Annotated in this window: 25 protein-coding genes and 3 other annotated features (1 of these 28 only partly in view); of the genes, 21 read left to right on the top strand and 4 right to left on the bottom strand. The window is 39.6% G+C overall.

The genetic code is table 11. The features are described 5' to 3' along the window. Window positions 1–14: a binding site (T-box leader), on the top strand; it begins 235 nt to the left of the window's first position. A gap of 43 nt (window positions 15–57) precedes the next feature. The 5 genes from thrS (at window position 58) to U9R83_RS23690 (ending at window position 3,826) form a co-directional block, all read left to right on the top strand. Continuing rightward, on the top strand, window positions 58–2,016 hold the full coding sequence (gene thrS / locus U9R83_RS23710) for a threonine--tRNA ligase (RefSeq protein WP_153253804.1): 1,959 nt from the start codon (window positions 58–60) through the stop codon (window positions 2,014–2,016). 171 nt (window positions 2,017–2,187) lie between these two features. Then, window positions 2,188–2,310: a sequence feature (ribosomal protein L20 leader region), on the top strand. 69 nt (window positions 2,311–2,379) lie between these two features. Further along, a complete protein-coding gene (gene infC / locus U9R83_RS23705; protein ID WP_013059427.1) occupies window positions 2,380–2,883 on the top strand; it encodes a translation initiation factor IF-3 in 504 nt (167 codons plus the stop codon). 21 nt (window positions 2,884–2,904) lie between these two features. Then, the gene (rpmI, locus tag U9R83_RS23700; protein ID WP_013059426.1) at window positions 2,905–3,105 is read left to right on the top strand and encodes a 50S ribosomal protein L35; all 201 of its coding nucleotides are present in this window, start codon (window positions 2,905–2,907) and stop codon (window positions 3,103–3,105) included. A gap of 39 nt (window positions 3,106–3,144) precedes the next feature. Then, entirely contained in the window at window positions 3,145–3,504 is a 360-nt protein-coding gene (gene rplT / locus U9R83_RS23695; RefSeq protein ID WP_013059425.1) for a 50S ribosomal protein L20, read from the top strand. Window positions 3,505–3,565: 61 nt separating this feature from the next. Next, on the top strand, window positions 3,566–3,826 hold the full coding sequence (locus tag U9R83_RS23690) for a DUF1294 domain-containing protein (protein WP_014458058.1): 261 nt from the start codon (window positions 3,566–3,568) through the stop codon (window positions 3,824–3,826). An 18-nt stretch (window positions 3,827–3,844) separates the two neighbouring features. Here the strand turns inward: U9R83_RS23690 and U9R83_RS23685 are convergent, their stop codons facing one another. Then, window positions 3,845–4,222, bottom strand: a complete 378-nt coding sequence (locus tag U9R83_RS23685; RefSeq protein WP_014458059.1) for a hypothetical protein — start codon at window positions 4,220–4,222, stop codon at window positions 3,845–3,847. Window positions 4,223–4,354: 132 nt separating this feature from the next. Here U9R83_RS23685 and U9R83_RS23680 point away from each other — a divergent pair, with 132 nt between their 5' ends. Both U9R83_RS23680 and U9R83_RS23675 read left to right on the top strand, forming a co-directional pair. Continuing rightward, the gene (locus U9R83_RS23680; protein WP_042991858.1) at window positions 4,355–4,843 is read left to right on the top strand and encodes a dUTP diphosphatase; all 489 of its coding nucleotides are present in this window, start codon (window positions 4,355–4,357) and stop codon (window positions 4,841–4,843) included. A gap of 77 nt (window positions 4,844–4,920) precedes the next feature. Further along, a complete protein-coding gene (locus U9R83_RS23675) occupies window positions 4,921–6,006 on the top strand; it encodes a M42 family metallopeptidase (RefSeq protein ID WP_014458061.1) in 1,086 nt (361 codons plus the stop codon). Between the two features lie 56 nt (window positions 6,007–6,062). On the opposite strand, the gene sspI is transcribed toward U9R83_RS23675, so the two are convergent. Then, complete coding sequence (gene sspI, locus U9R83_RS23670) at window positions 6,063–6,269, bottom strand: small acid-soluble spore protein SspI (protein ID WP_013059420.1); 207 nt, start codon at window positions 6,267–6,269, stop codon at window positions 6,063–6,065. Window positions 6,270–6,409: 140 nt separating this feature from the next. Here sspI and U9R83_RS23665 point away from each other — a divergent pair, with 140 nt between their 5' ends. The 3 genes from U9R83_RS23665 to pheT all read left to right on the top strand — a co-directional run bounded on the left by U9R83_RS23665 (window position 6,410) and on the right by pheT (window position 10,975). Next, complete coding sequence (locus tag U9R83_RS23665) at window positions 6,410–7,174, top strand: TrmH family RNA methyltransferase (RefSeq protein WP_014458063.1); 765 nt, start codon at window positions 6,410–6,412, stop codon at window positions 7,172–7,174. Window positions 7,175–7,222: 48 nt separating this feature from the next. Beyond that, window positions 7,223–7,458 (top strand) — a binding site (T-box leader). Window positions 7,459–7,512: 54 nt separating this feature from the next. Next, complete coding sequence (pheS, locus tag U9R83_RS23660; protein ID WP_014458064.1) at window positions 7,513–8,547, top strand: phenylalanine--tRNA ligase subunit alpha; 1,035 nt, start codon at window positions 7,513–7,515, stop codon at window positions 8,545–8,547. Window positions 8,548–8,560: 13 nt separating this feature from the next. Next, the gene (gene pheT / locus U9R83_RS23655; RefSeq protein WP_208732853.1) at window positions 8,561–10,975 is read left to right on the top strand and encodes a phenylalanine--tRNA ligase subunit beta; all 2,415 of its coding nucleotides are present in this window, start codon (window positions 8,561–8,563) and stop codon (window positions 10,973–10,975) included. Between the two features lie 33 nt (window positions 10,976–11,008). Here the strand turns inward: pheT and rnhC are convergent, their stop codons facing one another. Further along, complete coding sequence (gene rnhC / locus U9R83_RS23650; protein ID WP_014458066.1) at window positions 11,009–11,923, bottom strand: ribonuclease HIII; 915 nt, start codon at window positions 11,921–11,923, stop codon at window positions 11,009–11,011. A 143-nt stretch (window positions 11,924–12,066) separates the two neighbouring features. Here rnhC and zapA point away from each other — a divergent pair, with 143 nt between their 5' ends. The 5 genes from zapA to U9R83_RS23625 all read left to right on the top strand — a co-directional run bounded on the left by zapA (window position 12,067) and on the right by U9R83_RS23625 (window position 17,764). Continuing rightward, window positions 12,067–12,327: a cell division protein ZapA gene (zapA, locus tag U9R83_RS23645; protein WP_013059415.1), complete on the top strand. Its 261-nt coding sequence runs from the start codon at window positions 12,067–12,069 to the stop codon at window positions 12,325–12,327. Then, entirely contained in the window at window positions 12,324–12,881 is a 558-nt protein-coding gene (locus U9R83_RS23640; protein WP_014458067.1) for a CvpA family protein, read from the top strand. The genes zapA and U9R83_RS23640 overlap by 4 nt, the downstream gene beginning before the upstream one ends. A 198-nt stretch (window positions 12,882–13,079) precedes the next feature. After that, window positions 13,080–14,792 (top strand): DNA polymerase/3'-5' exonuclease PolX, encoded by a 1,713-nt coding sequence (polX, locus tag U9R83_RS23635; protein ID WP_243555905.1) that lies wholly within the window; start codon window positions 13,080–13,082, stop codon window positions 14,790–14,792. A 19-nt stretch (window positions 14,793–14,811) separates the two neighbouring features. Next, entirely contained in the window at window positions 14,812–17,175 is a 2,364-nt protein-coding gene (locus U9R83_RS23630) for an endonuclease MutS2 (RefSeq protein ID WP_028411762.1), read from the top strand. 181 nt (window positions 17,176–17,356) lie between these two features. After that, window positions 17,357–17,764 (top strand): DUF350 domain-containing protein, encoded by a 408-nt coding sequence (locus U9R83_RS23625; protein ID WP_013059411.1) that lies wholly within the window; start codon window positions 17,357–17,359, stop codon window positions 17,762–17,764. Window positions 17,765–17,915: 151 nt separating this feature from the next. On the opposite strand, the gene U9R83_RS23620 is transcribed toward U9R83_RS23625, so the two are convergent. Continuing rightward, window positions 17,916–19,022: a 5-methyltetrahydropteroyltriglutamate--homocysteine S-methyltransferase gene (locus tag U9R83_RS23620; protein WP_014458070.1), complete on the bottom strand. Its 1,107-nt coding sequence runs from the start codon at window positions 19,020–19,022 to the stop codon at window positions 17,916–17,918. Between the two features lie 218 nt (window positions 19,023–19,240). On the opposite strand from U9R83_RS23620, the gene U9R83_RS23615 reads away from it, so the two are divergent. From U9R83_RS23615 to trxA, 6 genes are all read left to right on the top strand, one after another. Further along, window positions 19,241–20,932 (top strand): AMP-binding protein, encoded by a 1,692-nt coding sequence (locus U9R83_RS23615; protein WP_014458071.1) that lies wholly within the window; start codon window positions 19,241–19,243, stop codon window positions 20,930–20,932. Window positions 20,933–21,044: 112 nt separating this feature from the next. Then, on the top strand, window positions 21,045–21,629 hold the full coding sequence (locus U9R83_RS23610) for a TetR/AcrR family transcriptional regulator (RefSeq protein WP_013059408.1): 585 nt from the start codon (window positions 21,045–21,047) through the stop codon (window positions 21,627–21,629). A gap of 79 nt (window positions 21,630–21,708) precedes the next feature. Further along, window positions 21,709–22,482, top strand: a complete 774-nt coding sequence (locus tag U9R83_RS23605) for an enoyl-CoA hydratase (RefSeq protein ID WP_014458072.1) — start codon at window positions 21,709–21,711, stop codon at window positions 22,480–22,482. 18 nt (window positions 22,483–22,500) lie between these two features. After that, window positions 22,501–23,274, top strand: coding sequence for an electron transfer flavoprotein subunit beta/FixA family protein (locus U9R83_RS23600; protein ID WP_071270379.1), 774 nt, complete (start codon window positions 22,501–22,503; stop codon window positions 23,272–23,274). A 33-nt stretch (window positions 23,275–23,307) separates the two neighbouring features. After that, window positions 23,308–24,288: an electron transfer flavoprotein subunit alpha/FixB family protein gene (locus tag U9R83_RS23595; RefSeq protein WP_014458074.1), complete on the top strand. Its 981-nt coding sequence runs from the start codon at window positions 23,308–23,310 to the stop codon at window positions 24,286–24,288. Between the two features lie 316 nt (window positions 24,289–24,604). Beyond that, window positions 24,605–24,919 carry a thioredoxin gene (gene trxA, locus U9R83_RS23590; protein ID WP_013059404.1) on the top strand — a complete coding sequence of 105 codons (315 nt, stop codon included), beginning with the start codon at window positions 24,605–24,607 and terminating at the stop codon, window positions 24,917–24,919. Window positions 24,920–24,929: the final 10 nt, after the last annotated feature.

The raw sequence follows: 24,929 nt of genomic DNA, 5'->3' as shown, positions 1-24,929 counted from the left end.
AACTCGTCCCTTTTTATAAGGGACGGGTTTTTTGTTTTTACAAAAAGTTTATTAGTTATGTTAAAGGAGTGGAAAGTTGTGTCAGAAGTAATCAAAATGACATTTCCTGATGGAGCTGTTAAAGAGTATCCAAAAGGATCATCAACAGAAGATATTGCGGCTTCTATTAGCCCGGGATTAAAGAAAAAAGCATTAGCAGGCAAAGTAAACGGCGAGCTGCTGGATTTACGTACGCCAATCGAACAAGATGGTAGTCTTGAAATCATTACGCAAGATGCTCCTGAAGCGCTTGAAATTATGCGTCATAGTACAGCGCATTTAATGGCTCAAGCAATCAAACGTTTATACAAAGATACAAAAGTACAGCTGGGTGTAGGGCCGGTTATCGAAAACGGTTTTTATTATGACATTGATATGGAAGAATCAATTACTCCTGAAGATTTAGGTAAAATTGAAAAAGAAATGAAAAAAATCGTTAATTCAAACATTGAAATTGAACGAAAAGAAGTTTCTCGTGAAGAAGCCATTCAACTTTTTAAAGAAGTTGGCGATGAGCTAAAGCTTGAATTGATCGATGCGATTCCAGCAGGTGAAAAGGTTACGATTTATCAACAAGGCGAATTCTTTGACCTTTGCCGAGGCGTGCACGTGCCGTCAACAGGCAAAATTAAAGAATTTAAACTATTAAGCGTGGCGGGTGCTTATTGGCGCGGAGACAGCGATAATCAAATGCTGCAGCGTATTTACGGTACAGCATTCTTTACAAAAGCAGATTTAGACGAGCATCTTCGTCTTCTTGAAGAAGCAAAAGAACGTGACCACCGTAAACTTGGTAAAGAGCTAAACTTATTTACGAACTCTCAAAAAGTAGGACAAGGTCTGCCTTTATGGCTTCCAAAAGGTGCGACAATCCGCCGTATTATCGAGCGTTATATCGTAGATAAAGAAGTGAGCCTTGGTTATCAGCATGTTTATACTCCAGTGCTTGGAAGTGTAGAACTTTACAAAACGTCTGGTCACTGGGAGCACTACCAAGATGACATGTTCCCTGCAATGGAAATGGATAACGAAGACCTTGTTCTTCGTCCAATGAACTGTCCTCATCACATGATGGTGTACAAACAAGGTATTCACAGCTATCGTGAGCTTCCAATTCGTATTGCTGAGCTTGGAACTATGCACCGCTATGAAATGTCAGGAGCATTATCAGGACTTCAGCGCGTTCGAGGCATGACGTTAAATGATGCGCATATCTTTGTACGTCCGGATCAAATCAAAGAAGAATTTATTCGTGTGGTTCGCTTAGTTGAAGCGGTTTACAAAGATTTTGGATTTGAAAATTATTCATTCCGTCTATCTTACCGTGACCCTGAAGATACAGAAAAATACTTTGATGATGATGCAATGTGGGAAAAAGCACAAAGTATGTTAAAAGACGCAATGGATGAGCTTGATCTTGATTATTATGAAGCTGAAGGCGAAGCGGCATTCTACGGCCCAAAACTAGACGTTCAAGTTAAAACGGCTCTTGGTAAAGAAGAAACGCTATCTACGGTTCAATTGGATTTCTTACTTCCTGAACGATTTGATTTAACGTATGTAGGGGAAGACGGAAAGCAGCATCGACCGGTTGTTATTCATCGCGGCGTGGTGTCAACAATGGAACGTTTTGTAGCTTTCTTAATCGAAGAATATAAAGGAGCTTTCCCAACGTGGTTAGCACCTGTACAAGTTCAAGTGATTCCGGTATCACCGACGGTTCACCTTGAGTATGCAAAAGAAGTGCAAGAACAGCTTCAGCTTGCGGGTATTCGTGTGGAACTTGATTCTCGCGATGAGAAAATTGGCTATAAAATCCGTGAGGCTCAAATGCAAAAAATTCCTTATATGCTTGTTGTAGGGGATAAAGAAGTAGAGGATAAAGCAGTAAACGTACGTAAATATGGTGAGCAGAATTCAGAAACAGTGGATTTCCAAGCCTTTTTACAAAATGTAAAAGCAGAAGCATCTCGTTAATGAAAAAAGCAGAGAATTAAAATTCTCTGCTTTTTTATGCAACATTTATAAAAAACTGTTGCATAAATGTTTTTCCTTTGATACAATAACTTTTGTTGTGAAAAAAGAACGAAATCATTGACTTTTGTCTTTGTTGATACTATAATAGCTTAAGTAATTGAATACTTGTTTATACAGAAGAAGAAGCACCCGCTTCTCACCTGAGTGACGCATAGAGCAGTTAGCAGGTACATCGTATCTTAATTAAAACGATAGAAGTGTGGGTGCAGTATGTACTCACACTTTTTTGTGTGAGTTAATAATCGGTCTAAGCAAGCGTATTCGCTCATTAAACCTTGGAGGTGGCTACTTATTAGCAAGGACATGATGGTAAACGAGGGCATTCGAGCTCGCGAAGTTCGTCTAATTGATCAAAACGGTGAACAATTAGGAATTAAATCAAAAAATGAAGCATTAGAAATTGCTTCACGAGTAAATCTTGACTTAGTAATGGTTGCTGCAAATGCGAAACCGCCGGTATGTCGTATTATGGACTACGGTAAATTCCGCTATGAGCAACAACGTAAAGAAAGAGAAGCTCGTAAAAACCAAAAAGTTGTAAACTTAAAAGAAGTTCGTTTAAGTCCAACAATTGATGAACATGATTTTAACACTAAACTTCGTAACGCACGCAAGTTCCTTGAAAAAGGTGACAAAGTGAAAGCGTCTATTCGCTTTAAAGGTCGTGCCATTACTCATAAAGGGATTGGCCAAAAAGTACTTGAACGTTTTTCACAAGCTTGCGAAGATGTAAGTTCAGTTGAATCGGCTCCTAAAATGGAAGGCCGCAGCATGTTCTTAGTCTTGGCACCTAAAAACGAAAAGTAATAGAACGAGGAGGAACACCCCATGCCAAAAATGAAAACACATCGTGGCGCTGCAAAGCGTTTCAAAAAGACTGGAAGCGGTAAATTAAAACGTGCTCGTGCTTACACAAGCCATTTATTCGCTAACAAATCTACAAAACAAAAGCGTAAATTACGTAAAGGTTCTTTAGTAAGCAAAGGTGACTTCAAACGTATCCGTCACTTATTAGATAACATTAAGTAATTTGGGTTGAGATAGAAACAATACAGGAGGTAAACAATTATGCCACGCGTAAAAGGCGGTACAGTAACACGCAAACGTCGTAAAAAAGTTTTAAAATTAGCTAAAGGTTTCTTCGGTTCGAAGCATAGATTATATAAAGTTGCTAATCAGCAAGTTATGAAATCTCACATGTATGCTTATCGTGACCGTCGTCAGAAAAAACGTGACTTCCGTAAATTATGGATCACACGTATCAATGCAGCTGCTCGTATGAACGGTCTTTCTTATAGCCGTTTAATGCACGGTTTAAAATTAGCAGGTATTGAAGTTAACCGCAAAATGCTTGCTGACTTAGCTGTAGCTGATGAAAAAGCATTTGCTGAATTAGCAACTGCTGCTAAAAAAGGCTTAGATAAGTAATTGATTATAAAGTCTCGTCATCTTTAGATGATGAGGCTTTTTTGCTATTGGAGGACATATCATGAATGAACTGCTGCTTACCTATTTTATTGTTATTAATATAGTAGGGGTAGGAATGATGTATAGAGACAAACAAAAAGCGAAAAGACATGAGTGGAGAATTGCCGAAAGCACACTGTGGACGGTAGCGGCTATCGGAGGAGCTCTTGGAGGACTGATCGGCATGTATTGCTATCGTCATAAAACGAAGCACACATCGTTTAAAGTAGGTTTTCCTATTCTTGCTGCTCTTGACTTACTTTTCTTTTTTGTTATCAGCTGAGCACAAATGATTTTGTGCTCAGTGTAAAAATTCTCGAACGGGGCTTTTCCAGCGAATAGGAGCATTTGGATACATGTCGTGTACGTGGCTTTCGATCAGCTTGAAATCTTGTTTTTGCAGTTCATGCAATCGAGATGGATCTGTTAACACCATTGTAATTGACAAAGATTCTGGTTCATTGGGATTGCTGTATTTTTCTCCTTCAAATAAAATACCTTTATACGTTAATAGAAAATTTTTGCGGATATTCGTTTTTTCGTCAACAACAAAAAATTGCTGATGTTCCTGAGCTGCTACAAGCTTCCGCTTTGGACTGCGAAAATGCTGAACCAGCTTTAATAGTGTGTAAGCAACAAGCGCGAAAATGAACACGCGAACGATAACAATAACAAACATAACGCTCCCTCCTTTACAAGGCACAGTTTTCTTACTTTACGTTTCAGTCTCTAAAAAGTTTCATGATTTTTGATATAATTTCTTTATTGGTTTAAAAAGAAGAAGATATACATAATTACAGGAGTGATTACATTGAATTTACAACAGCTATTTACCATGCAGCGCCAGCTAGATCAACATATAGAGGACAAGCATCAGCTTCATAAGGAAGACTTGGTTCCAAGAAAACTTTTAGCTCTGCTTGTTGAAATGGGAGAGCTGGCAAACGAAACGCGCTGTTTCAAATTTTGGAGCGTTAAACCCCCGGCTGAAGACGCTGTTATTTTAGAAGAATTTGTGGATGGCGTACATTTTATTCTGTCTTTAGGGATTGAAAAAGGATACGATGATTTAACTGAGTTACCAAATGGAAAAGCAGGTGATTCGAAAACAGCACAATTTTTACAGGTGTTTGCACAAGTTGCTTCTTTCGAGCAGGATCTGTCGAAAGAAAACTATGTGAACATGTTTGTATCTTACATGACGCTTGGCGATATGTTTGGTTTTTCCGCTGAACATATTGAAGAGGCGTACATCTCAAAAAATGAAGTGAATTTTAAACGTCAAGAACAAGGATACTAGAAATAAAGGGATGGGAAATTTTACTTCAACCTCTTTTTAGCTATAATAGAGGTATACATATGAAAGGGGTAATCCATATGACAAAGTTAGATGAAACATTAATGATGCTTAAAGCACTAACAGATGCAAAAGGAATTCCTGGAAATGAACGTGAGCCGCGTGAGGTTATGAAGAAATATATTTCACCTTATGCAGATGAAGTAACGACAGATGGTCTAGGCAGTTTGATTGCGAAAAAGGTGGGCAATGAACAAGGGCCTAAAATTATGGTAGCCGGTCATTTGGATGAAGTCGGTTTTATGGTGACTCAAATTGATGAACGCGGCTTTATTCGTTTTCAAACGGTAGGCGGATGGTGGTCTCAAGTTATGCTTGCTCAACGCGTAACCATCGTTACATCTAAAGGAGAGGTAACAGGGATTATTGGCTCAAAGCCTCCTCATATCCTGCCTCCAGAAGCTCGCAAAAAGCCAGTTGACATTAAAGATATGTTCATCGATATTGGTGCTTCTAGCAGGGAAGAAGTAGCGGAGTGGGGAGTAAAACCTGGTGATCAGGTTGTGCCTTATTTTGAATTTACGGTTATGAACAACGAAAAGATGCTGCTAGCGAAAGCCTGGGATAACCGTATAGGCTGTGCAATCGCTATCGATGTCTTAAAAGCTTTAAAAAATGAAGCACATGAAAATGTTGTGTATGGTGTAGGAACGGTGCAAGAAGAAGTTGGACTTCGAGGTGCAAAAACATCTGCTAACTTTATTGAACCGGATATTGCATTTGCTGTTGATGTCGGCATCGCTGGAGATACACCTGGCGTTTCTGATAAAGAAGCATCTTCTAAAATGGGGCAGGGTCCGCAAATCATTTTATATGATGCTTCCATGGTTTCTCATAAAGGACTTCGAGATACAGTGGTAGATGTGGCAGATGAATTAAATATTCCGTATCAATTTGATGCAATCGCTGGAGGCGGTACGGACTCAGGTTCTATCCATATTTCAGCTAACGGGGTGCCAGCACTTTCGATTACAATTGCAACTCGTTATATCCACTCTCATGCAGCGATGCTTCATCGTGATGATTATGAAAATGCAGTTAAATTAATTGCGGAAGTTATTAAACGCTTAGACCGTGATACGGTTAACGCAATTACGTATAATTAAAAAAAGCTCATTCTCCTAGGAGAATGAGCTTTTTGTTGTACATAGGAAAAAGTTATTTATTTTAAACCGTTTTCAAGCGTTGTCAGAATTTCTTCTTTTTCTGATTCTGGAGACTTTTCCCAAAGCACCTCAAATAAAACACCAAGTCCAGGGAGCATTTTTTCTTCACCGCTTTGAATGGCGTCAGAAATTGTAGCCTCAAGCTCTTCTTTTGAGTTTCCTGAAACGTTTGCAATAACAGCATTTCGTAAATTAAGATCCATCATTTTCACCTCAGCTATCGTAAAGTTACCAATAGTTTTTGTTTTCTTTGCGATTTCTATGTACAATAAAGTGAAACTTATCTAATGATTATTGAGAAAAACCTAATTGAACTATTTATTTTTTTATAGATAAAGGAGTTATGTTTGTGAAACAAATTGATTCAGTTAAAAATCCGCAGGTAAAAGCGTGGAAAAAGCTGCATAATAAAAAAGACCGTGACAAGCAGGGGCTTTTTATGGTAGAAGGCTTTCATTTAGTCGAAGAGGCTATCAAAAATAAGGATTGCGTAAAAGAATTAATTATTCGCGAATCGATCGAAGTGCCGGCACAGTGGGATATAGACGGTATCGAAATAACGGTTGTAAACGAGGCAATTATTAAGTTATTATCTGACACAGAAACACCTCAAGGAATTATTGCCGTGTGTTTTCAAACAAAGCATGCGGAAATCATTCATACAGCACAGAAAGTATTGCTTTTAGATGCGGTGCAAGATCCAGGTAACCTCGGCACCATTATTCGAACAGCTGATGCTGCCGGAGTGGACGCTATTATCGTTGGAGAGGGCAGCGTGGATGTGTACAACCCAAAAGTCGTTCGTTCAACGCAAGGAGCTATTTTTCACCTTCCAATTGTAAAAGGCGATTTACTCGAAATGATTTCACTGTTAAAAGAAAGAGGAATAGCAGTTTACGGCACGTCGTTACAAAATGGAAAAGTCTACACACACGTAAAACCTTCAAACGAATTTGCGCTGATTGTGGGAAATGAAGGAAACGGCGTAAGCGAGAAAGTGTTGGAACAAACGGATCAGAATCTGTACATTCCCATCTATGGAAAGAGCGAGTCGCTAAATGTTGCCATCGCTTCTGGAATCTTACTTTATTATTTACGCGGAATGTAGTTGCATCGAGAACGTGTTTTCACTATAATAATACAATAGTTACATATGTAAAAAACGATGAAAGAGAGCAGTAGCTTATGTCCGTTTATGCAGGGAGAAAATGCCGTGACTGAAAGCATTTTTATAAATGTAATAAGTGAATTCACCTCTTGAGTTGACACTTAGACCATCTTACATAGATGTAAAGGTGTTCCGGAGATTCCGTTAACTTGAATGAAGTGAACTGTATACGTCTGTGTATATAGTTAACAAGGGTGGTAACGCGACTAATCCTCGTCCCTTTTTTGGGAGGAGGTTTTTTTATTTGTCATTTTTTACGTTAAAAGGAGGAATAAGTGATGAAAGAACGTTTACAAGAACTTCAACAAGAAGCAATTGCAAAAGTCGAAGCAGCAAGTGCTTTAAAAGAATTAAACGACGTACGCGTAGCTTATTTAGGAAAGAAAGGCCCTATCACAGAAGTACTTCGCGGTATGGGAAAACTTTCAGCTGAAGAGCGTCCTGTAATGGGAGCACTTGCAAATGAAGTACGTGAAGCGATTGCATCTAAAATTGAAGAAAAACAAACGGCGTTAGAAGCAGCCGAGGTAGAGCGTAAACTTGCTTCAGAAACAATCGACGTAACGCTGCCAGGACGCCCTGTTAAAGCAGGTACGCATCACCCGCTAACAAGCGTGGTTGAAGAAGTGGAAGATTTATTCTTAGGAATGGGCTATGAAGTAGCAGAAGGACCGGAAGTAGAGCAGGACTATTATAATTTCGAAGCGCTGAACTTGCCAAAAGGTCACCCAGCACGTGATATGCAAGATACGTTCTATATTACGGAAGAAACGCTTCTTCGTACGCATACATCAACTGTTCAAGCTCGTGTTATGAACAAAAATGAAGGCAAAGGACCTGTTAAAATTATTTGCCCAGGAAAAGTGTACCGCCGCGATGACGATGATGCTACGCATTCTCATCAATTCATGCAAATTGAAGGTCTTGTAGTAGACGAAAACATTCGTATGAGCGATTTAAAAGGCACGCTTGAAGTATTTGTGAAAAAGATGTTCGGTGCAGACCGTGAAATTCGTCTTCGTCCAAGTTTCTTCCCATTCACTGAGCCGTCTGTAGAAGTAGACGTATCGTGTGCAAAATGTGGAGGTAAAGGCTGTAATGTATGTAAACAAACAGGCTGGATTGAAATTTTAGGAGCTGGCATGGTTCATCCAAATGTTCTTGAGATGGCTGGATACGATTCAACTAAATATCGTGGTTTTGCTTTTGGAATCGGTGTAGAGCGTATTGCTATGTTAAAACACGGCGTGGATGATATTCGTCATTTCTATACAAATGACGTTCGTTTCTTAGATCAATTTAAACAAGTATAAAGGAGGGACTACGATGTTTGTATCTTATCGTTGGTTACAAGAGTATGTTGACTTATCAGGCGTAACGGCAGAAGAGTTAGCTGATAAAATCACAAAAAGTGGAATTGAAGTTGAAGGTGTAGAAAACTTAAATAAAGGCATCAGCGGAGTGGTAATTGGTCATGTTGTAGAACGTGAACAGCATCCAAATGCGGATAAATTAAGCCGCTGTCAAGTAGATCTTGGCGGAGGAGAAATCGTTCAAATCGTGTGCGGAGCACCGAACGTGGCACAAGGCCAAAAAGTAGCGGTTGCAAAAGTGGGAGCTGTACTTCCAGGTAACTTTAAAATTAAGCGCGCTAAGCTTCGCGGTGAAGAATCGAACGGTATGATTTGTTCTCTTCAAGAGCTTGGCATTGAAAGCAAGCTTGTAGCAAAAGATTATCAAGAAGGGATCTTTGTCTTCCCAAGTGATGCTGAAGTAGGAGCGGATGCACTAGATGCATTAAACTTAAACGATGAAGTATTAGAACTAGGGCTAACACCAAATCGTTCAGACTGCTTAAGTATGTTAGGCGTAGCGCATGAAGTAGCGGCTATTTTACGTCGCGAAGTGAAGTATCCGTCAGTGAACGTGCAAACGTCTGATGAGCAAGCGTCTGATTATATCTCCGTTAAAGTAGAGGCAAAAGAAGACAATCCGCTTTACGTAGCGCGCGTTGTGAAAAACGTAAAAATTGCTCCGTCACCCCTATGGATGCAAACGCGTTTAATGGCAGCTGGTATTCGACCTCATAACAACGTAGTTGATATCACTAACTATATTTTGCTTGAATACGGTCAGCCGCTGCATGCTTTTGACTATGATCGTCTTGCTTCAAAAGAAATTGTTGTACGTCACGCCTCAGAAGGCGAGAAGTTTGTAACGCTTGATGATCAAGAGCGCGTATTAAAAGGTAATCAGCTTGTTATTACAAACGGCAGTGAACCAGTAGCTCTTGCAGGTGTAATGGGCGGAGCAAACTCTGAAGTAAAAGACGATACGGTAAATGTTCTTATTGAATCAGCTTACTTCAAAGGTTTAACGGTTCGCCAAGCTTCAAAAGACCACGGTCTTCGCAGTGAAGCAAGCGCTCGTTTTGAAAAAGGAATTGATCCTAACCGTACGCGTGTAGCTGCTGACCGCGCAGCAGAATTAATGGCTGAATACGCTTCAGGTGAAGTGGTAAGCGGTACTGTAGAAGTAGATACACTAGCTGTGGAACCTGCTGTTGTAGCTGTGTCACTAGGACGTATTAACAACGTGCTTGGTACAGAACTATCAATGGAAGAAGTACAAGATATTATGAACCGTCTTCAATTTGAAAGCAAAGTCGAAGATGAAACAATCGTTGTAACAGTACCGACTCGTCGAGGCGATATTACAATTGAAGAAGATATCGTCGAGGAAGTAGCGCGCATGTATGGCTATGACAACCTTCCTACAACGCTTCCTGTAACAGTGGCAACTCCAGGAAAATTAACAGAGTATCAGCTTGGACGCCGTAAGGTTCGCCGTTTCTTAGAGGGAGCGGGGCTAGCGCAAACAACAACCTATTCGTTAACGAGCGCTGAAAAAGCTACTCAGTTTGCACTAAATGCAACAACTACGATTGGTTTAGCAATGCCGATGAGTGAAGATCGCAGTATCCTTCGTCAAAGCTTAGTGCCTCATTTGCTTGAAGCAGTGAAGCATAATAATGCTCGCCAATCGGATTCTATTGCACTATACGAAACAGGCTCAGTGTTCTTATCTAAAGGTGAAGGAGAATTACCGGATGAGCAGGAGCGCGTAGCTGGGGCAATCACGGGTCTATGGCATGCTCACGGCTGGCAAGGTGAAAAGAAAGTCGTTGATTTCTATGTAATTAAAGGTGTACTAGAAGGATTATTTGCACAGCTTGGTTTAGAGAAACGAATCTCATATGCTCCTGTTAAAAAAGACGGTATGCACCCTGGACGTACAGCGGCTGTATGGTTAGATGAAAAAGAAATTGGATACGTAGGTCAAGTTCATCCTGTTGCTCAGAAACAGTATGGTCTTCGTGAAACATACGTATTTGAATTACACCTTCAAGAGCTATTAGCTGCAGATGTTGAAGAAGTTCGTTATTCAGCTATTCCAAGATTCCCATCTATTACACGTGATATTGCACTTGTTGTAGATAAAAACGTTCTTGCAGGAGAAGTTCAGCGCGTCATCTATGCAGCGGGCGGAGAACTTTTAAAAGACGTGACGGTATTTGATCTATATGAAGGAGAGCGTATGGAAGAAGGCAAGAAATCTGTAGCTTTCTCTTTACGTTACTTAGATCCTGAACGTACATTAACTGATGAAGAAGTAGCAAAAGCACATGGTGCAGTGTTAGAGGCTGTAGAAAAAGAATTTGGTGCAACGCTTCGTTCATAAGAATAAGAAAAGAGATGTGGATTCCCACATCTCTTATTTTTTAGCTAATTTTAAAGCTTTTTCTGTATTAGCAAAATGAATTTTAGCTAAGGAGTTCAGCGCATTCACGCCATGTTTTTTAATAATTTTAGCAGCGGCGATATCAACTTGTGCTCCAGCTCCGCGAGGAATAACCATCCCGGTCTTTTCCGTCAGCAAATCCATTTGTTTTAAAAATGCATATCTGGCAATAATGGAAGCAGCAGCTACAGATAAATGAACGCTTTCTCCTTTTGTGCTGAAAAAGACATTTTCTTTGATAATCTCTTTTTCCTTTACTACGTGTTTATAATAGGTGTTCTTTTCGACAAACTGGTCAATTAAAATGGCATCAGGTTTTTCAGGATCCAATTTTTTTAACACGTTCGATAAAGCTTTATTGTGCAGCAGAGCTTTCATTTTACCTTGCGACATGCCTTTTTCTTGAAATGCATTATACTTTTCGTTATGTAAAACAAGCAAACTATAGGGAATAAACGAAACAAGCTGCTTGGCAATTTCAATGATTTTAGCATCCGTTAACTCTTTTGAATCTCGTACTCCTAACTCTTTTAACAAAGGAAGCTGCTCTTTTTGAACATAGGCAGCAACTACGGTCATAGGACCAAAATAATCTCCCGTCCCTACCTCGTCAGAACCGATGACCGATAGTGAGCTGAAGTTTGATGGGAGGTGTGAGGCAGGAGCCTTTTTCGCAGCATCTAAAGGGCCTCCCCACTTAGCCGCTTCTGTTTCAGCTTCTTTTCCTTGAAAAAGTACTTTTCCAGAGCGGTACGCAGTGATAGAACAGCCGGGGGTTTTAGCTGCAAAAATACTTCCCTGTGGAAGTTTGGGCTGTAGATAGGATGTGTAATGAAGCTTCATTTTAGCTATTTGATCAGCTGATACCTTAATAACAGCATGTGACATAATGCTTCACTCCTTTCGGGGTATTTTAGTTTACTTTATAAGCACTATCCCTTATGATAGCTTAAATATAGATATGTTTCCATTGAAGTCTTCTTCGTGGTATGATAGGGATTAGGATTTTTCGTGGAACGGAGGATTTTCTCGTGTCAAGACAAGATAAAACACGTGCGACAGTTGACATCTTTGGTCAGCAGTACAGCATCGTCGGTAGCGAAAGTACAAGCCATATTCGACTTGTCGCCTCTATAGTGGATGAAAAAATGCGTGAAATCAGTACTAAAAACCCTTCTTTAGATATCAATAAATTAGCAGTATTAACAGCTGTGAATGCTGTACACGAATATATAAAACTGAAAGAAGACTATGAGAGACTTGAACAAAAACTTTATGGAAAAGAGGAATGACTGAGTCAATGCTTAATATCATTTTAATTATATTGCTTCTTTTAGGCTTTGTGACAGGTCTTAAAAGAGGATTTATTTTGCAGCTCATTCATATTGTCAGTTTTGCGGTTTCGTTTATCGTCGCTTATATGTTTAGTGGAGACTTGGCAAGCCGACTTCGCTTGTTGATTCCGTTTCCGGACAATATTCAGCAGCAAAGTGTCGCATCGTTTGTATTTGATTCTGGAACGATAGAAGACGCTTTTTATCGAATGATTGCATTTGCGATTTTATTTTTTGCTACTCACATTGTACTTCGCCTTGCAGGCTCTGTTTTAACGGCTTTAACCGAACTGCCAATTCTGCGCCAGTTAAATAAATGGGGCGGAGGTGCACTTGGATTCGTTGAAGTGTATATCATCGTTTTTATTTTGTTATACATTGGAGCCGTGATTCCTGTAAGTGAAATTCAAACGCCAATTCAACAGTCTTCAATTGCAATCAATATCGTACAAAATACTCCATATTTATCGTCTGCCATTCAAGATTTGTGGACCCAGTATGGCGTAATGTAATGAAATTACAATAGCTTGTTGAGAGGGTGTGTCGAAAGTGTCATAATACTTTTGAGATACCCTCTTTTTTTATCGCAGTCTGTTCTGCGGTTTTCAAGAGGACAAAGGTATGTCTAGATGGAAATGTGAAAGAGTACATATGTAACTTATCATGTTTTCAAAAGTTTCGTTATTATGATAATAGGCTGGTGAAAAGAGATGAATAAAAAGGATATTATTAAATTGTTAGAAACAATTGCTACATATATGGAATTAAAAGGAGATAACCCTTTTAAAATTTCTGCTTTTCGAAAAGCAGCTGCAGCGTTAGAAACTGACGAGAGAACGCTGACGGAGATTGAGGATTTTACAAAGCTCCAAGGGATTGGAAAAGGAACAGCTGCAGTCATTACAGAGTATATGGAAACAAATGAGTCGAGCGTATTAGAAGAACTAAAGCGAGAAGTTCCTGAAGGGCTTATCCCTCTGCTTAAGCTGCCGGGGCTTGGAGGTAAAAAAATAGCTAAATTATATAAAGAGCTAGATATTAAAGACATGGAATCACTGCATCAGGCTTGTATGGAAAATCGAGTGCAGGAACTAAGCGGTTTTGCTAAAAAGACAGAAGAGAAAATCATCGCTGCTATCGAAGAATTTGGAAAGCGTCCTGATCGTTTGCCTCTTGCTTTTATGCTTCCAATAGCGGACGAAATTTTAGAAGCCCTTAAACACATGCATAGCATTGAGCGTTTTTCTCAAGCAGGGAGTATTCGCCGCATGAGGGAAACCGTAAAAGATCTTGATTTTATTATTTCAACAGCTGAACCTCATGCTGTTCGCGAACAGCTAGTATCGCTGCCAAAAGTGAAGGATATCATTGCAAATGGAGATACAAAAGTCTCGGTAACGTTAGCCTATGAGTACGATGTGTCCGTGGATTTTCGTCTTGTAGAAGATAAAGCGTTTGCCACAACGCTTCATCATTTTACAGGATCAAAAGATCATAATGTGCGCATGCGTCAATTAGCAAAAGAACGCGGTGAGAAAATTAGCGAGTATGGCGTTGAAAATGCGGAGACAGGCGAAGTCATGACCTTTGAGTCTGAACAAGCATTCTATGAACATTTTGGGCTGTCTTTTATTCCGCCGGAACTTCGTGAAGATGGAACGGAGGTAGATGCATTTATCAAACCTCAAACGCTTGTGACTTACGGTGCCGTAAAAGGTGATTTGCATATGCACTCCACGTGGAGCGACGGGGCGTATTCGATTGAAGAAATGGCGGAAGCATGTCGCGCGCGAGGCTATGAGTACATGGCGATTACAGACCATTCTCAGTATTTAAAAGTAGCGAACGGTCTAACGCCTGAGCGCATTCGCAAACAGCGTGAAGAAATTAATCGTTTAAACGCACAGTTCGATGATTTTACAATACTAGCTGGAATTGAAATGGATATTTTGCCCGATGCAACACTTGATTATGATGATGAAATGCTAGCTGAGCTAGATTTTGTTATTGCGTCCATTCACTCTAGTTTTTCGCAACCCCGCGAAGAAATTATGAATCGTTTAAAGCAAGCGTTAAATAATGTTCATGTAGATTTAATCGCTCATCCCACGGGTCGTTTGATTGGCCGCCGCAACGGATATGATGTAGATATTGATATGCTAATTGAATTAGCTAAAGAAACACAAACGGCTCTGGAACTAAACGCGAATCCAAACCGTTTAGATTTAGCCGCTGAGCATATAAAAAAAGCACAAGAAGCAGGAGTGAGAATTGCTATTAATACAGATGCTCACAATTTAGACATGCTAGAGCATATGGAAATTGGAATATCTACGGGAATTAAAGGCTGGCTTAAACCAGAAACGGTATTAAATACGTATAGTCTCAAAGAATTAACCGCCTTTTTAAATCGACATAAATAAGCAACAGGAGGAATCAGTTTTGCAATCACGTATTTTTCATGTACTAGAGTTTAATAAAGTTAAGGAACAGCTTCAGAAAAAAGTAGCTTCTTCTTTAGGCCGAGAAAAAGTAGCGAATTTGATTCCCTCGACTCAGTATGAAGAAGTAGTCAAATGGCAGGAAGCAACAGATGAAGCTACAACCGTGCTGCGATTGCGTGGCAACGTACCGCTAGGAGGCATCTTTGACGTTCGACCTAGCGTAAAGCGCGCTGAAATTGGAGGAACGCTAAGCTCTAATGAACTTCTTGATGTAGCAAGCACGATTTATGCTGCAAGACAAGTCAAGCAATTTATCGAGCAAGTAGTAGAAGACGAAGATTTACAGCTTCCAATTATAACTGAACATATCGAAAAACTAATGCCTCTTCCTGAGGTAGAACAAACAATTAAAATGAGCATTGATGAGAATGGCACAGTACTAGACGGTGCAAGCGACCAGCTAAGAGGCATTCGTCAAAAACTTCGCTCGACGGAGTCTCGTATTCGCGAAAAGCTAGAAAGTCTTATTCGCTCCTCGTCTGCTCAGAAAATGTTGTCAGATGCAATTGTTACCATTCGAAACGAACGTTTCGTTATTCCTGTTAAGCAAGAATATCGCAGTGCGTATGGAGGCATTGTGCACGATCAGTCTTCATCTGGAGCAACGTTATTTATTGAGCCGCAGGCGATTGTGACGTTAAATAATGAGCTTCAAGAAGCAAAAGTAAAAGAAAAACAAGAAATTGAGCGTATTCTCATAGCTCTAACCGTTCAGGTAGCGGAAGTAGCAAATGAACTCCGTCAAAACGTTTATTTGTTAGGTGAGCTGGACTTCATGTTTGCTAAAGGGCGCTATAGCCATGAGCTAAAAGCTTCAAAACCTAAAATGAACGATCGAGGCTATATTAAGTTAGTGAAGGCAAAACATCCTCTTATTGCACAGGAAGATGTCGTTGCAAATGATATTGAGCTAGGTGATCAATATACGTCTATCGTTATTACAGGACCAAATACCGGCGGGAAAACCGTAACGTTAAAAACACTTGGGTTATTCACATTAATGGCTCAAGCAGGTTTGCAGATTCCTGCGCTGGACGGATCGGAAATGGCTGTGTTTAAACACGTATTTGCTGATATTGGAGATGAGCAGTCGATTGAACAAAGTCTGAGTACCTTTTCATCTCATATGGTCAACATTGTAGATATTTTACAAAAAGTAGATCACGAAAGTCTGGTCTTGTTCGATGAATTGGGAGCAGGAACTGATCCTCAAGAAGGTGCAGCGCTTGCGATTTCGATTTTAGATCAAGTATATGAAAGAGGCGCTCGCGTAGTTGCGACTACTCACTACCCTGAATTAAAAGCGTACGGCTATAACCGTGAAGGAGTGGTCAATGCTAGCGTAGAGTTCGATATTGAAACATTGAGCCCTACTTACAAGCTGCTGATTGGTGTACCGGGCCGAAGCAATGCTTTTGAGATTTCAAAACGTTTAGGTTTAAGTGCTGAAGTAATTGAACGTGCCAAAGGCTATATTGGCTCAGAAACAAATAAAGTAGAAAATATGATCGCCTCTCTTGAAGATAGCCGCCGTCAATCTGAACATGAGCTAGAAGAAGCTGAACAGCTAAGAAAAGAGGCTCAGAAGCTTCATAAAGAATTACAGAGTCAGATTATTGAGTTTAATGAAAAACGAGATAAGCTGTACGAAAAAGCTGAAGAAAAAGCCCAAGCCACAGTTCAAGCAGCATCTGAAGAAGCAGAGAAAATCATTAGCGATTTGCGTAAAATGAGTCAAAAAAATCATGCGCTTGTAAAAGAGCACGAATTGATTGAAGCGCGTAAGCGTCTAGAAGATGCAGTTCCAACTCTTGAAAAAAGTAAAAAGAAACCGGCTGTGCCGAAAAAACAAGAGCGCACTCTTCAAGCTGGAGATGAAGTGAAAGTCTTAAGCTGGGGACAAAAAGGAACGCTTGTGGAACGAGTAAGCAATAATGAATGGCAAGTACAAATGGGAATCATGAAAATGAAGGTGAAAGAAAAAGATCTCGAATATATCAGTTCCCCAAAACCTGTAGAAACGAAGCCGCTTGCTACGGTAAAAGGAAAAGATTATCATGTAAATCTAGAACTGGATTTAAGAGGAGAGCGCTATGAAAATGCGCTGATTCGAGTTGAAAAATATATTGATGATGCTTTGTTAGCCAACTATCCGCGCGTTTCGATTATCCACGGTAAAGGAACTGGAGCTCTTCGTAAAGGTGTCCAGGAATATTTGAAAAATCATCGTTCTGTTAAAAATATTCGTTTCGGAGAAGCTTCTGAAGGAGGTTCTGGCGTTACGGTTGTGGAATTTAAATAAAAGAATGCTGACATAAAGGTGTCAGTTGATGCGCTGAACAAGCATATATGAAGATAGAAAATCCGACATGGCTCATGGACTATGCTGGGTTTTCTATCTCTTTTAAGAACGATACAAGTAAAGGAAAGAGACCTGTCAGTTCATTACGTGAAGTGTAATATAAATTAGGAGTGATGCAAAAATGAGGGATTTTTGGAAAGACCCATATATTGAATCCGCCGCTTATTACAGCGTGGTTGTTTTGAGCATTGTCGTCTTTCTTGTTGTGTTTGAGCTCGTTACTAAGTATAAGAATTGGGAAGAGATTCAAAAAGGAAATATGGCTGTTGCGATGGCAACAGGTGGGAAAATATTTGGATTAGCTAATATTTTTCGCTATTCGATTGAGCATAACGACAATTTGTTAAGAATGCTCGGATGGGGAATATATGGGTTCGTTCTTTTACTAGTCAGCTATTTTATTTTCGAATTTTTGACGCCAAAATTTCGAATCGATGATGAAATTGAACAAGATAACAGAGCCGTTGGGTTTATTTCACTTGTTATTTCAATCGGTATGTCCTATGTAATAGGAGCAGGGATAGGATAGGAGAGAGTGATGGAGAAGTTAGCGAAAATTTTACTCGTTTTATGCGGAGTGTTTATGCTTATTGGTCTTATCTATTTATCTATATAGCTTTTCCTAACATTGTGATGACAGCAAAAAAGCTGACCTTAAAGCAGGTCAGCTTTTTTAATCATTACTTCCATACGTCTTCAGCAATTGAAATCACGTGCTTTACTTTATCCCACTGCTGCTCTTCAGTAAGTAAATTCCCTTCTTCTGTAGAAGCAAATCCGCACTGGGGACTCAAACAAATTTGATCAAGAGAAACAAATTCTGCCGCTTCAGCAATTCGTTTTTTCACTGCTTCAGGATCTTCTAGATCTCCAAATTTTGATGTGATAAGGCCGAGGACAATCTGAAGATCATCTCGCTTTACATGTCGAAGAGGTTCGAATCCTCCTGAGCGTTCATCATCAAATTCTAAAAATAGTCCATCTACGTTTAACTGACTGAAAATAGCTTTTGACGCATTTTCATATCCACCGCTTGCTGTATAAGTAGACTGGAAATTCCCTCTGCAAATATGCATTGTAATGACCATATCATCTGGCTTATGCGCAATGGATTCATTGATAGCATCCGTAAAACGTTTCAGTAATTCTTGGGGCGTGAAACCTTTTGAAGCGATTTGTTCTTGTCCTTTTTCTGAGAAAAAGACTGCCCACGCAGTATCATCTAACTGTAAATAGCGGCATCCAGCATCATAAAATGCTTGAATGGCTTTTTGATATGTTTTAACTAAATCAGCAAAAAATACATCCGTATCCGAGTAAGCAGACTCTTCAATATGACCTCTGAAAAACAGCATATTAGGACTTGGAATGGTGAACTTAGCTACGTGTTCTTTTCCAGCAGCTTGATGAAGAAATTTATAATCTTCAATCATAGGGTGGTGATTAAAATCTAGTTTTCCAGTCACTTTTATACCGTGAGCTTTTGTTTGGACCCCGTGAAACTGAATGCCCGACTCTGCTTCGTAAAGTTCTACGCCAACAAGTTCTGACAGAAAATCAAAGTGCCACCACGCACGGCGAAACTCACCGTCTGTGACTGCTTTTAATCCAATTTGTTTTTGCTTTTCTACGAGATTACGAATTTCTTCATCTTCAATTGCTCGAAGCTGTTTCTTTGTCATTTCCCCGTTTTCCACTTGTAATCGTGCTTGCTTGATACGCTCGGGACGCAAAAAGCTTCCAACGTGATCTGCTTTGAACGGTCCTTTAGTCAATGTTGTTATCAATTCATACAGCTCCTTAAAAAAAATCTAATTTTTATTATATACAAAAAATTCGGATAATGTACAGGGGTAAATCCAATTTTTATTTATTACGCTGCAGGATGAAAGAGTGATTAGGCAGGAAAGAGAACATTCAATAACGATTGCATCTAAAAAAAGAATGAACTATAATTTTAATTAGAAAATTCTAATTTTTTATTTTTTTGAGGGAGAGGATACGTGTGGAATCCACCGAAAAGATATGGCTTTCTCAATATCCGGATGAAATACCTGCTACGCTTCATTATGAACAAAAAAATTTAGCACAGCTTTTTGAAGAAGCAGTTCAAAAGGATCCTAAAAAAAGCGCAATCTATTTTCTAGGGAAAAAAATGACGTTTTCCCAGCTGCATCAAGATTCTTTGAAACTTTCATCTTACCTTATTGAACTGGGATTAAAAAGAGGGGATAGAGTAGCCATTATGCTTCCAAATTGTCCTCAAGCAGTCATTTCCTTTTATGCTGTTCTTCTTGCCGGAGGAGTGGTCGTTCAAACAAACCCTTTGTATACGGAAAGAGAGTTAGAGTATCAGCTTAATGATTCAGAAGCAACCATGATTATTGCACTCGATTTGCTATATCCGCGTGTAGTAAAAATGAAAGCGTTAACAAAGATAAAGCACGTAGTCATCACCTCTATTCAAGATTATCTCCCATTTCCCAAAAACATAATGTATCCATTTATTCAGCGCAAGCAGCAGAAGATAAGCGTGAATGTGAGTCATACGGAGACTACTCATTTATTTAAACGTATTATAAATGAATCCTCTCCAGCAGTATGTAACGCTGAGGGAATTTCAGACGAAGATATCGCGATTTTACAATACACCGGGGGAACAACAGGTTTTCCAAAAGGAGTCATGCTTACTCATAAAAACTTGGTAGCCAATGCAACGATGTGTTCACATTGGTTGTACCGCTGCAGGCATGGAGAAGAAAAAGTGCTTGGAATTATCCCGTTTTTTCACGTGTATGGTTTAACAACAGTTCTCGTTCTATCTGTTTTGCAAAACTACGAGATGGTGCTTCTGCCTAAATTTGATGCAAAAACGACGCTCAAAACCATTCATAAGCAGCAGCCTACTTTATTTCCAGGTGCTCCAACAATTTACATCGCATTATTAAACCATCCTGATTTAGCAAAATACAACCTATCTTCCATTGATTCATGTATGAGCGGTTCGGCTCCACTTCCTGTGGAAGTGCAGGAGCAGTTTGAAAAGCTCACTGGAGGTAAACTAGTGGAAGGATACGGTTTAACGGAAACCTCTCCTGTTACTCATGCTAATTTTCTTTGGGAAGAGAGAATACCAGGAAGCATTGGAGTACCTTGGCCAGACACAGATGCCAAAATTCTTTCGTTTGAAACAGGTAAAGAGGCTGCTGTAAGCGAAGTAGGAGAAATTGCGGTTAAAGGTCCTCAGGTCATGAAAGGATATTGGAAGCAGCCTGAAGAAACGGAGGCTGTTATGCGAGACGGATGGTTGTTAACAGGCGATGTTGGCTATATGGATGATAAAGGTTATTTTTATGTAGTAGATCGAAAGAAAGATATTATTATTGCCGGGGGGTATAATATCTATCCTCGAGAAGTTGAAGAAGTATTATATGAGCATGAAAAAATTCAAGAAGCTGTAGTGGTAGGTGTTCCTGACCCGTATAGAGGAGAAACGGTGAAGGCTTACATTGTATTAAAAAATGGTGTAAGATGTACTGAAGAAGAGTTAAATGAGTTTTCTAGAAAGTATTTAGCTGCTTATAAAGTTCCGCGTCTTTATGAATTTCGAAATGAGCTTCCAAAAACAGCGGTCGGTAAGATTCTGCGACGAGCGCTGATTGAAGAAGAAAATGAAAAGCATAAAAAGGCGACGTAGTCGATCGTCGCCTTTGATTTTTTTGCTGAAACATAATTGACAGATACTTGCGGTTTCTTTATTATAAAGATATGAATGAATAATCATTCATATTTTAAAGGAGCGTATAAGATTGAGAAGAAATAAGCCAAAGTATAAGCAGATTATCGATGCAGCTGTAGTAGTAATAGCAGAAAACGGATACCACAATGCTCAGGTTTCTAAAATTGCTAAGCAAGCTGGAGTTGCAGACGGTACGATATATTTATATTTTAAAAACAAAGAAGATGTCTTGATTTCCTTGTTTCAAGAGAAGATGGGACAATTTGTAGAAAAAATTTATGAAGAGCTAGCGGGAATTGAAACCGCGGCAGAAAAACTTCATGTGTTAATTGACAAACATTTTTCGTTTCTAGCGGAGGATCATCATTTAGCTACAGTGACACAGCTCGAACTGCGTCAGTCGAACAAAGATTTAAGATTGAAAATTAACGATGTATTAAAAGATTATCTGACTCTCATTGATTCTATTTTGCAGACAGGAATCGAAACGGGTGAGTTTTCTGAAAATATAGATATTCGTCTTGCGCGACAGATGATTTTTGGAACGATTGATGAAACTGTCACAACATGGGTAATGAACGATCATCGATACGGCCTAATAGAATCGGTAGATAAAGTCCATTCCCTGCTGTTAAACGGCTGCAGCGGCTCATAATCGTAAGTGAGCCTGCTGCTCCCTTACAAGGGGAAAAGAATAAGGTAATGAAAATAGAAAGAAAGGGTGGCGTAAACAAATGGAGATTATCCAGGTTGAAACTGTTGATGCAATAAGCTTCATTACGTTGAATAGACAACCTGCTAACGCTTTGTCTCAAGATTTATTAAAAGATCTTTCAAGTGTTTTAAAACATTTAGAAGATAGTAAAGAGACAAGGGTTATCGTTATTAAAGGTGAAGGGAAATTCTTTTGTGCCGGAGCTGATATAAAAGAATTCACATCACTTCAGCAGGAAAAAGAATATGAGAAGCTTGCTGTTAAGGGTCAAGAGCTCTTTGAGTATATTGAAAATTACCCAAAACCAGTGATTGCAGCTATTCATGGAGCTGCTTTAGGCGGAGGATTGGAGCTTGCTATGAGCTGTCATATCCGTTTGGTAACGGAGAATGCTAAGCTGGGCTTGCCAGAGCTTCAGTTAGGAATTATACCAGGGTTTGGAGGAACTCAGCGATTGCCTCGTTATGTAGGAGTTCATAAGGCTTGTGAGATGATGCTGACAAGTGATCCAATCTCCGGAAGCGAGGCAGTGGAATTAGGATTGGCAAATGCAGCTTTTGAAGAAAGTCAGCTTATCAATGAAACATTTTTACTTGCTAGAAAAATTGCCAAAAAAAGTCCAATCTCTGTTAAAGCTACCTTGCAGCTGCTTCAGCATGTAAAAACAGATGCTTATTACAGCGGCATTAAAAAAGAAGCGCATCTTTTTGGAAGCGTATTCAAAAGCCGAGATGCTCAAGAAGGCGTAGCCGCTTTTATTGAAAAGCGCCAGCCTAAATTTTTAGGAAAATAAGCTTAGGAGGGGAATTGAATGAATATTTATGTGTTAGTAAAAAGAACATTCGATACAGAGGAGAAACTTTCATTAAAAAATGGTCAAATTGTTGAAGATGGAGCTGAATTTATTATTAATCCTTACGATGAGTATGCAGTTGAAGAAGCTATTCAGCTAAAGGAAAAGCATGGCGGGGAGATTACGGTCGTGAGTGTAGGAGGGGAAGAATCAGAAAAAGAACTCCGAACAGCTTTGGCTATGGGAGCAGATAAAGCGGTTTTAATCAATACGGAAGATGACATAGAAAATGGCGATCAGTACACGACTTCTAGGCTGCTGGCACAGTACTTAAAAGAACAATCTCCTGATCTAATCTTGGCAGGAAACGTAGCGATTGACGGAGGTTCGGGCCAGGTGGGACCGCGCGTAGCAGAACAGTTAGAAATCCCTTATATTACGACCATTACAAAATTGGATATCGAAGGCGAAAAAGTGACTGTTGTACGAGATGTGGAAGGTGATTCCGAGGTTATTGAAACGTCGCTTCCTCTTTTAGTAACAGCTCAGCAAGGACTTAACGAACCTCGCTATCCATCTCTTCCAGGGATTATGAAAGCGAAGAAGAAACCGTTGGTTGAAGTGGAATTAGACGATTTAGATTTAGATGAAGATGATGTAGAAGCAAAAACAAAGACAATTGAAATTTATTTACCACCGAAAAAAGATGCAGGGCGCGTATTACAAGGAGATATAAAAGATCAAGTAACAGAACTGGTCAATTTACTGCATAAGGAAGCAAAAGTCATTTAATAAGTCAAAAGTCAAAACAATGGGGGTATTGTAATGGGACGCAAAGTGTTAGTTCTTGGAGAAGCACGTGATGGGGGATTACGAAACGTATCGTTTGAGGCGATTTCCGCAGCGTCTACTGTAGCTGACGGGGGAGAAATTGTTGCAGCGTTAGTAGGAAAGGACGTAAAAGTTTTAAGTGAAGAACTTATTGCGTACGGAGCGAATAAAGTTGTTGTGACGGAGCATGAAGATTTAGCTGCTTACACATCAGATGGTTACGCTCAGGCGTTATTAGCCATCATTGAAAGTGAACAGCCTGAAGCTATCGTATTTGGACATACGGCTCTTGGCAAAGACTTAGCGCCAAAGCTGGCAGCTCGATTAGACAAAGGACTTATCTCCGATGTGACGGATGTAGAAGTTGGAGGGGATCAAGTAGTCTTCACTCGCCCAATTTATTCTGGTAAAGCATTTGAAAAGAAAATTATGACCGATGCTTTTACGTTTGTCACGATTCGTCCAAATAACATTTCACCGCTCGCAAAAGATGAGGGACGTACAGGCGATGTAGAGGATTTAAATGTTGAAATCAAAAACTTGCGTACCGTTGTAAAAGAAGTTGTACGTAAAGCAACACAAGGGGTTGATTTATCCGAAGCAAAAGTTGTGATTGCAGGTGGTCGAGGTGTAAAAAGCACGGAAGGTTTTGGACCTCTCCAAGAACTAGCGGACGTGTTAAATGGAGCTGTTGGAGCGTCTCGCGGAGCGTGCGATGCAGATTACTGCGACTATTCTCTTCAAATCGGTCAGACGGGCAAAGTAGTCACACCAGATTTATACATTGCCTGCGGAATTTCAGGTGCTATTCAGCATTTGGCCGGCATGTCAAATTCAAAAATTATTGTTGCCATTAATAAAGATCCTGAAGCGAACATTTTTAAAGTCGCCGATTACGGAATCGTTGGTGATTTATTTGAAGTAGTTCCCCTTCTAACAGAAGAATTTAAAAAGCTGAAGGTACAGTCTGCGTAAGAGGCTGGGACAAACGTATTTTAGACGAAATGAAGAACGAACCATTGATCAAGATGTTTGATTAGTGGTTCGTTTTTTTTGTTAGGGTAAATGTAGGTTTCATGTGTGTAGGTCTTTCTAGCAGTTGATTGCATTCATTTCGTTATGCCTCAACCTCATGGAAAACGCAATTTTCTACACATATTTTTAGGCAAATTGTACAAACTAGAGCGGAGAATAAACAGTATAAATGTAAGCAAAAAGTTAGCAAACCTTATTTGAAGGTGATATACTGTGAGTAGAATTTGGATATTGCATATATTTAGGAGGAATTAAAATGGCTATTGCACATGCTACAGATAAAAACTTTACAGATGAAATTAAATCAGGCCTAGTGCTTGTTGACTTTTGGGCACCATGGTGCGGACCTTGTAAAATGATTGCTCCAGTTCTTGAGGAAATTGATGGCGAACTTAACGATAAAGTTAAAATCGTGAAAGTAGACGTTGATGAAAACCAAGAAACAGCTGGAAAATTTGGTGTTATGAGTATCCCAACTTTAGTATTATTTAAAGATGGAGAGAAAGTTGACCAAGTAGTTGGTTTCCAACCAAAAGAAGCATTAACAGAATTAATTAATAAACACGCGTAAGTCAAAACCT

The organism is Priestia sp. LL-8 (assembly GCF_036227845.1).
Classification (GTDB): domain Bacteria; phylum Bacillota; class Bacilli; order Bacillales; family Bacillaceae_H; genus Priestia; species Priestia zanthoxyli.
The sequence above is the reverse complement of the archived record's forward strand: the minus strand, read 5'-3'. Positions and strand labels throughout refer to the sequence as shown.

What these genes read in the sequence shown, in the direction of transcription:
- U9R83_RS23605 (WP_014458072.1), top strand. Translation starts at nt 21,709, where the DNA reads ATGGAGATTATCCAGGTTGAAACTGTTGATGCAATAAGCTTCATTACG.
- U9R83_RS23595 (WP_014458074.1), top strand. Translation starts at nt 23,308, where the DNA reads ATGGGACGCAAAGTGTTAGTTCTTGGAGAAGCACGTGATGGGGGATTA.
- rnhC (WP_014458066.1), bottom strand. Translation starts at nt 11,923, where the DNA reads ATGTCACATGCTGTTATTAAGGTATCAGCTGATCAAATAGCTAAAATG.
- U9R83_RS23685 (WP_014458059.1), bottom strand. Translation starts at nt 4,222, where the DNA reads ATGTTTGTTATTGTTATCGTTCGCGTGTTCATTTTCGCGCTTGTTGCT.
- infC (WP_013059427.1), top strand. Translation starts at nt 2,380, where the DNA reads ATGATGGTAAACGAGGGCATTCGAGCTCGCGAAGTTCGTCTAATTGAT.
- thrS (WP_153253804.1), top strand. Translation starts at nt 58, where the DNA reads ATGTTAAAGGAGTGGAAAGTTGTGTCAGAAGTAATCAAAATGACATTT.
- U9R83_RS23690 (WP_014458058.1), top strand. Translation starts at nt 3,566, where the DNA reads ATGAATGAACTGCTGCTTACCTATTTTATTGTTATTAATATAGTAGGG.
- sspI (WP_013059420.1), bottom strand. Translation starts at nt 6,269, where the DNA reads ATGGATCTTAATTTACGAAATGCTGTTATTGCAAACGTTTCAGGAAAC.
- pheS (WP_014458064.1), top strand. Translation starts at nt 7,513, where the DNA reads ATGAAAGAACGTTTACAAGAACTTCAACAAGAAGCAATTGCAAAAGTC.
- trxA (WP_013059404.1), top strand. Translation starts at nt 24,605, where the DNA reads ATGGCTATTGCACATGCTACAGATAAAAACTTTACAGATGAAATTAAA.
- U9R83_RS23600 (WP_071270379.1), top strand. Translation starts at nt 22,501, where the DNA reads ATGAATATTTATGTGTTAGTAAAAAGAACATTCGATACAGAGGAGAAA.
- U9R83_RS23675 (WP_014458061.1), top strand. Translation starts at nt 4,921, where the DNA reads ATGACAAAGTTAGATGAAACATTAATGATGCTTAAAGCACTAACAGAT.
- rpmI (WP_013059426.1), top strand. Translation starts at nt 2,905, where the DNA reads ATGCCAAAAATGAAAACACATCGTGGCGCTGCAAAGCGTTTCAAAAAG.
- U9R83_RS23640 (WP_014458067.1), top strand. Translation starts at nt 12,324, where the DNA reads ATGACTGAGTCAATGCTTAATATCATTTTAATTATATTGCTTCTTTTA.
- rplT (WP_013059425.1), top strand. Translation starts at nt 3,145, where the DNA reads ATGCCACGCGTAAAAGGCGGTACAGTAACACGCAAACGTCGTAAAAAA.
- U9R83_RS23625 (WP_013059411.1), top strand. Translation starts at nt 17,357, where the DNA reads ATGAGGGATTTTTGGAAAGACCCATATATTGAATCCGCCGCTTATTAC.
- pheT (WP_208732853.1), top strand. Translation starts at nt 8,561, where the DNA reads ATGTTTGTATCTTATCGTTGGTTACAAGAGTATGTTGACTTATCAGGC.
- U9R83_RS23665 (WP_014458063.1), top strand. Translation starts at nt 6,410, where the DNA reads ATGTTTGTGAAACAAATTGATTCAGTTAAAAATCCGCAGGTAAAAGCG.
- polX (WP_243555905.1), top strand. Translation starts at nt 13,080, where the DNA reads ATGAATAAAAAGGATATTATTAAATTGTTAGAAACAATTGCTACATAT.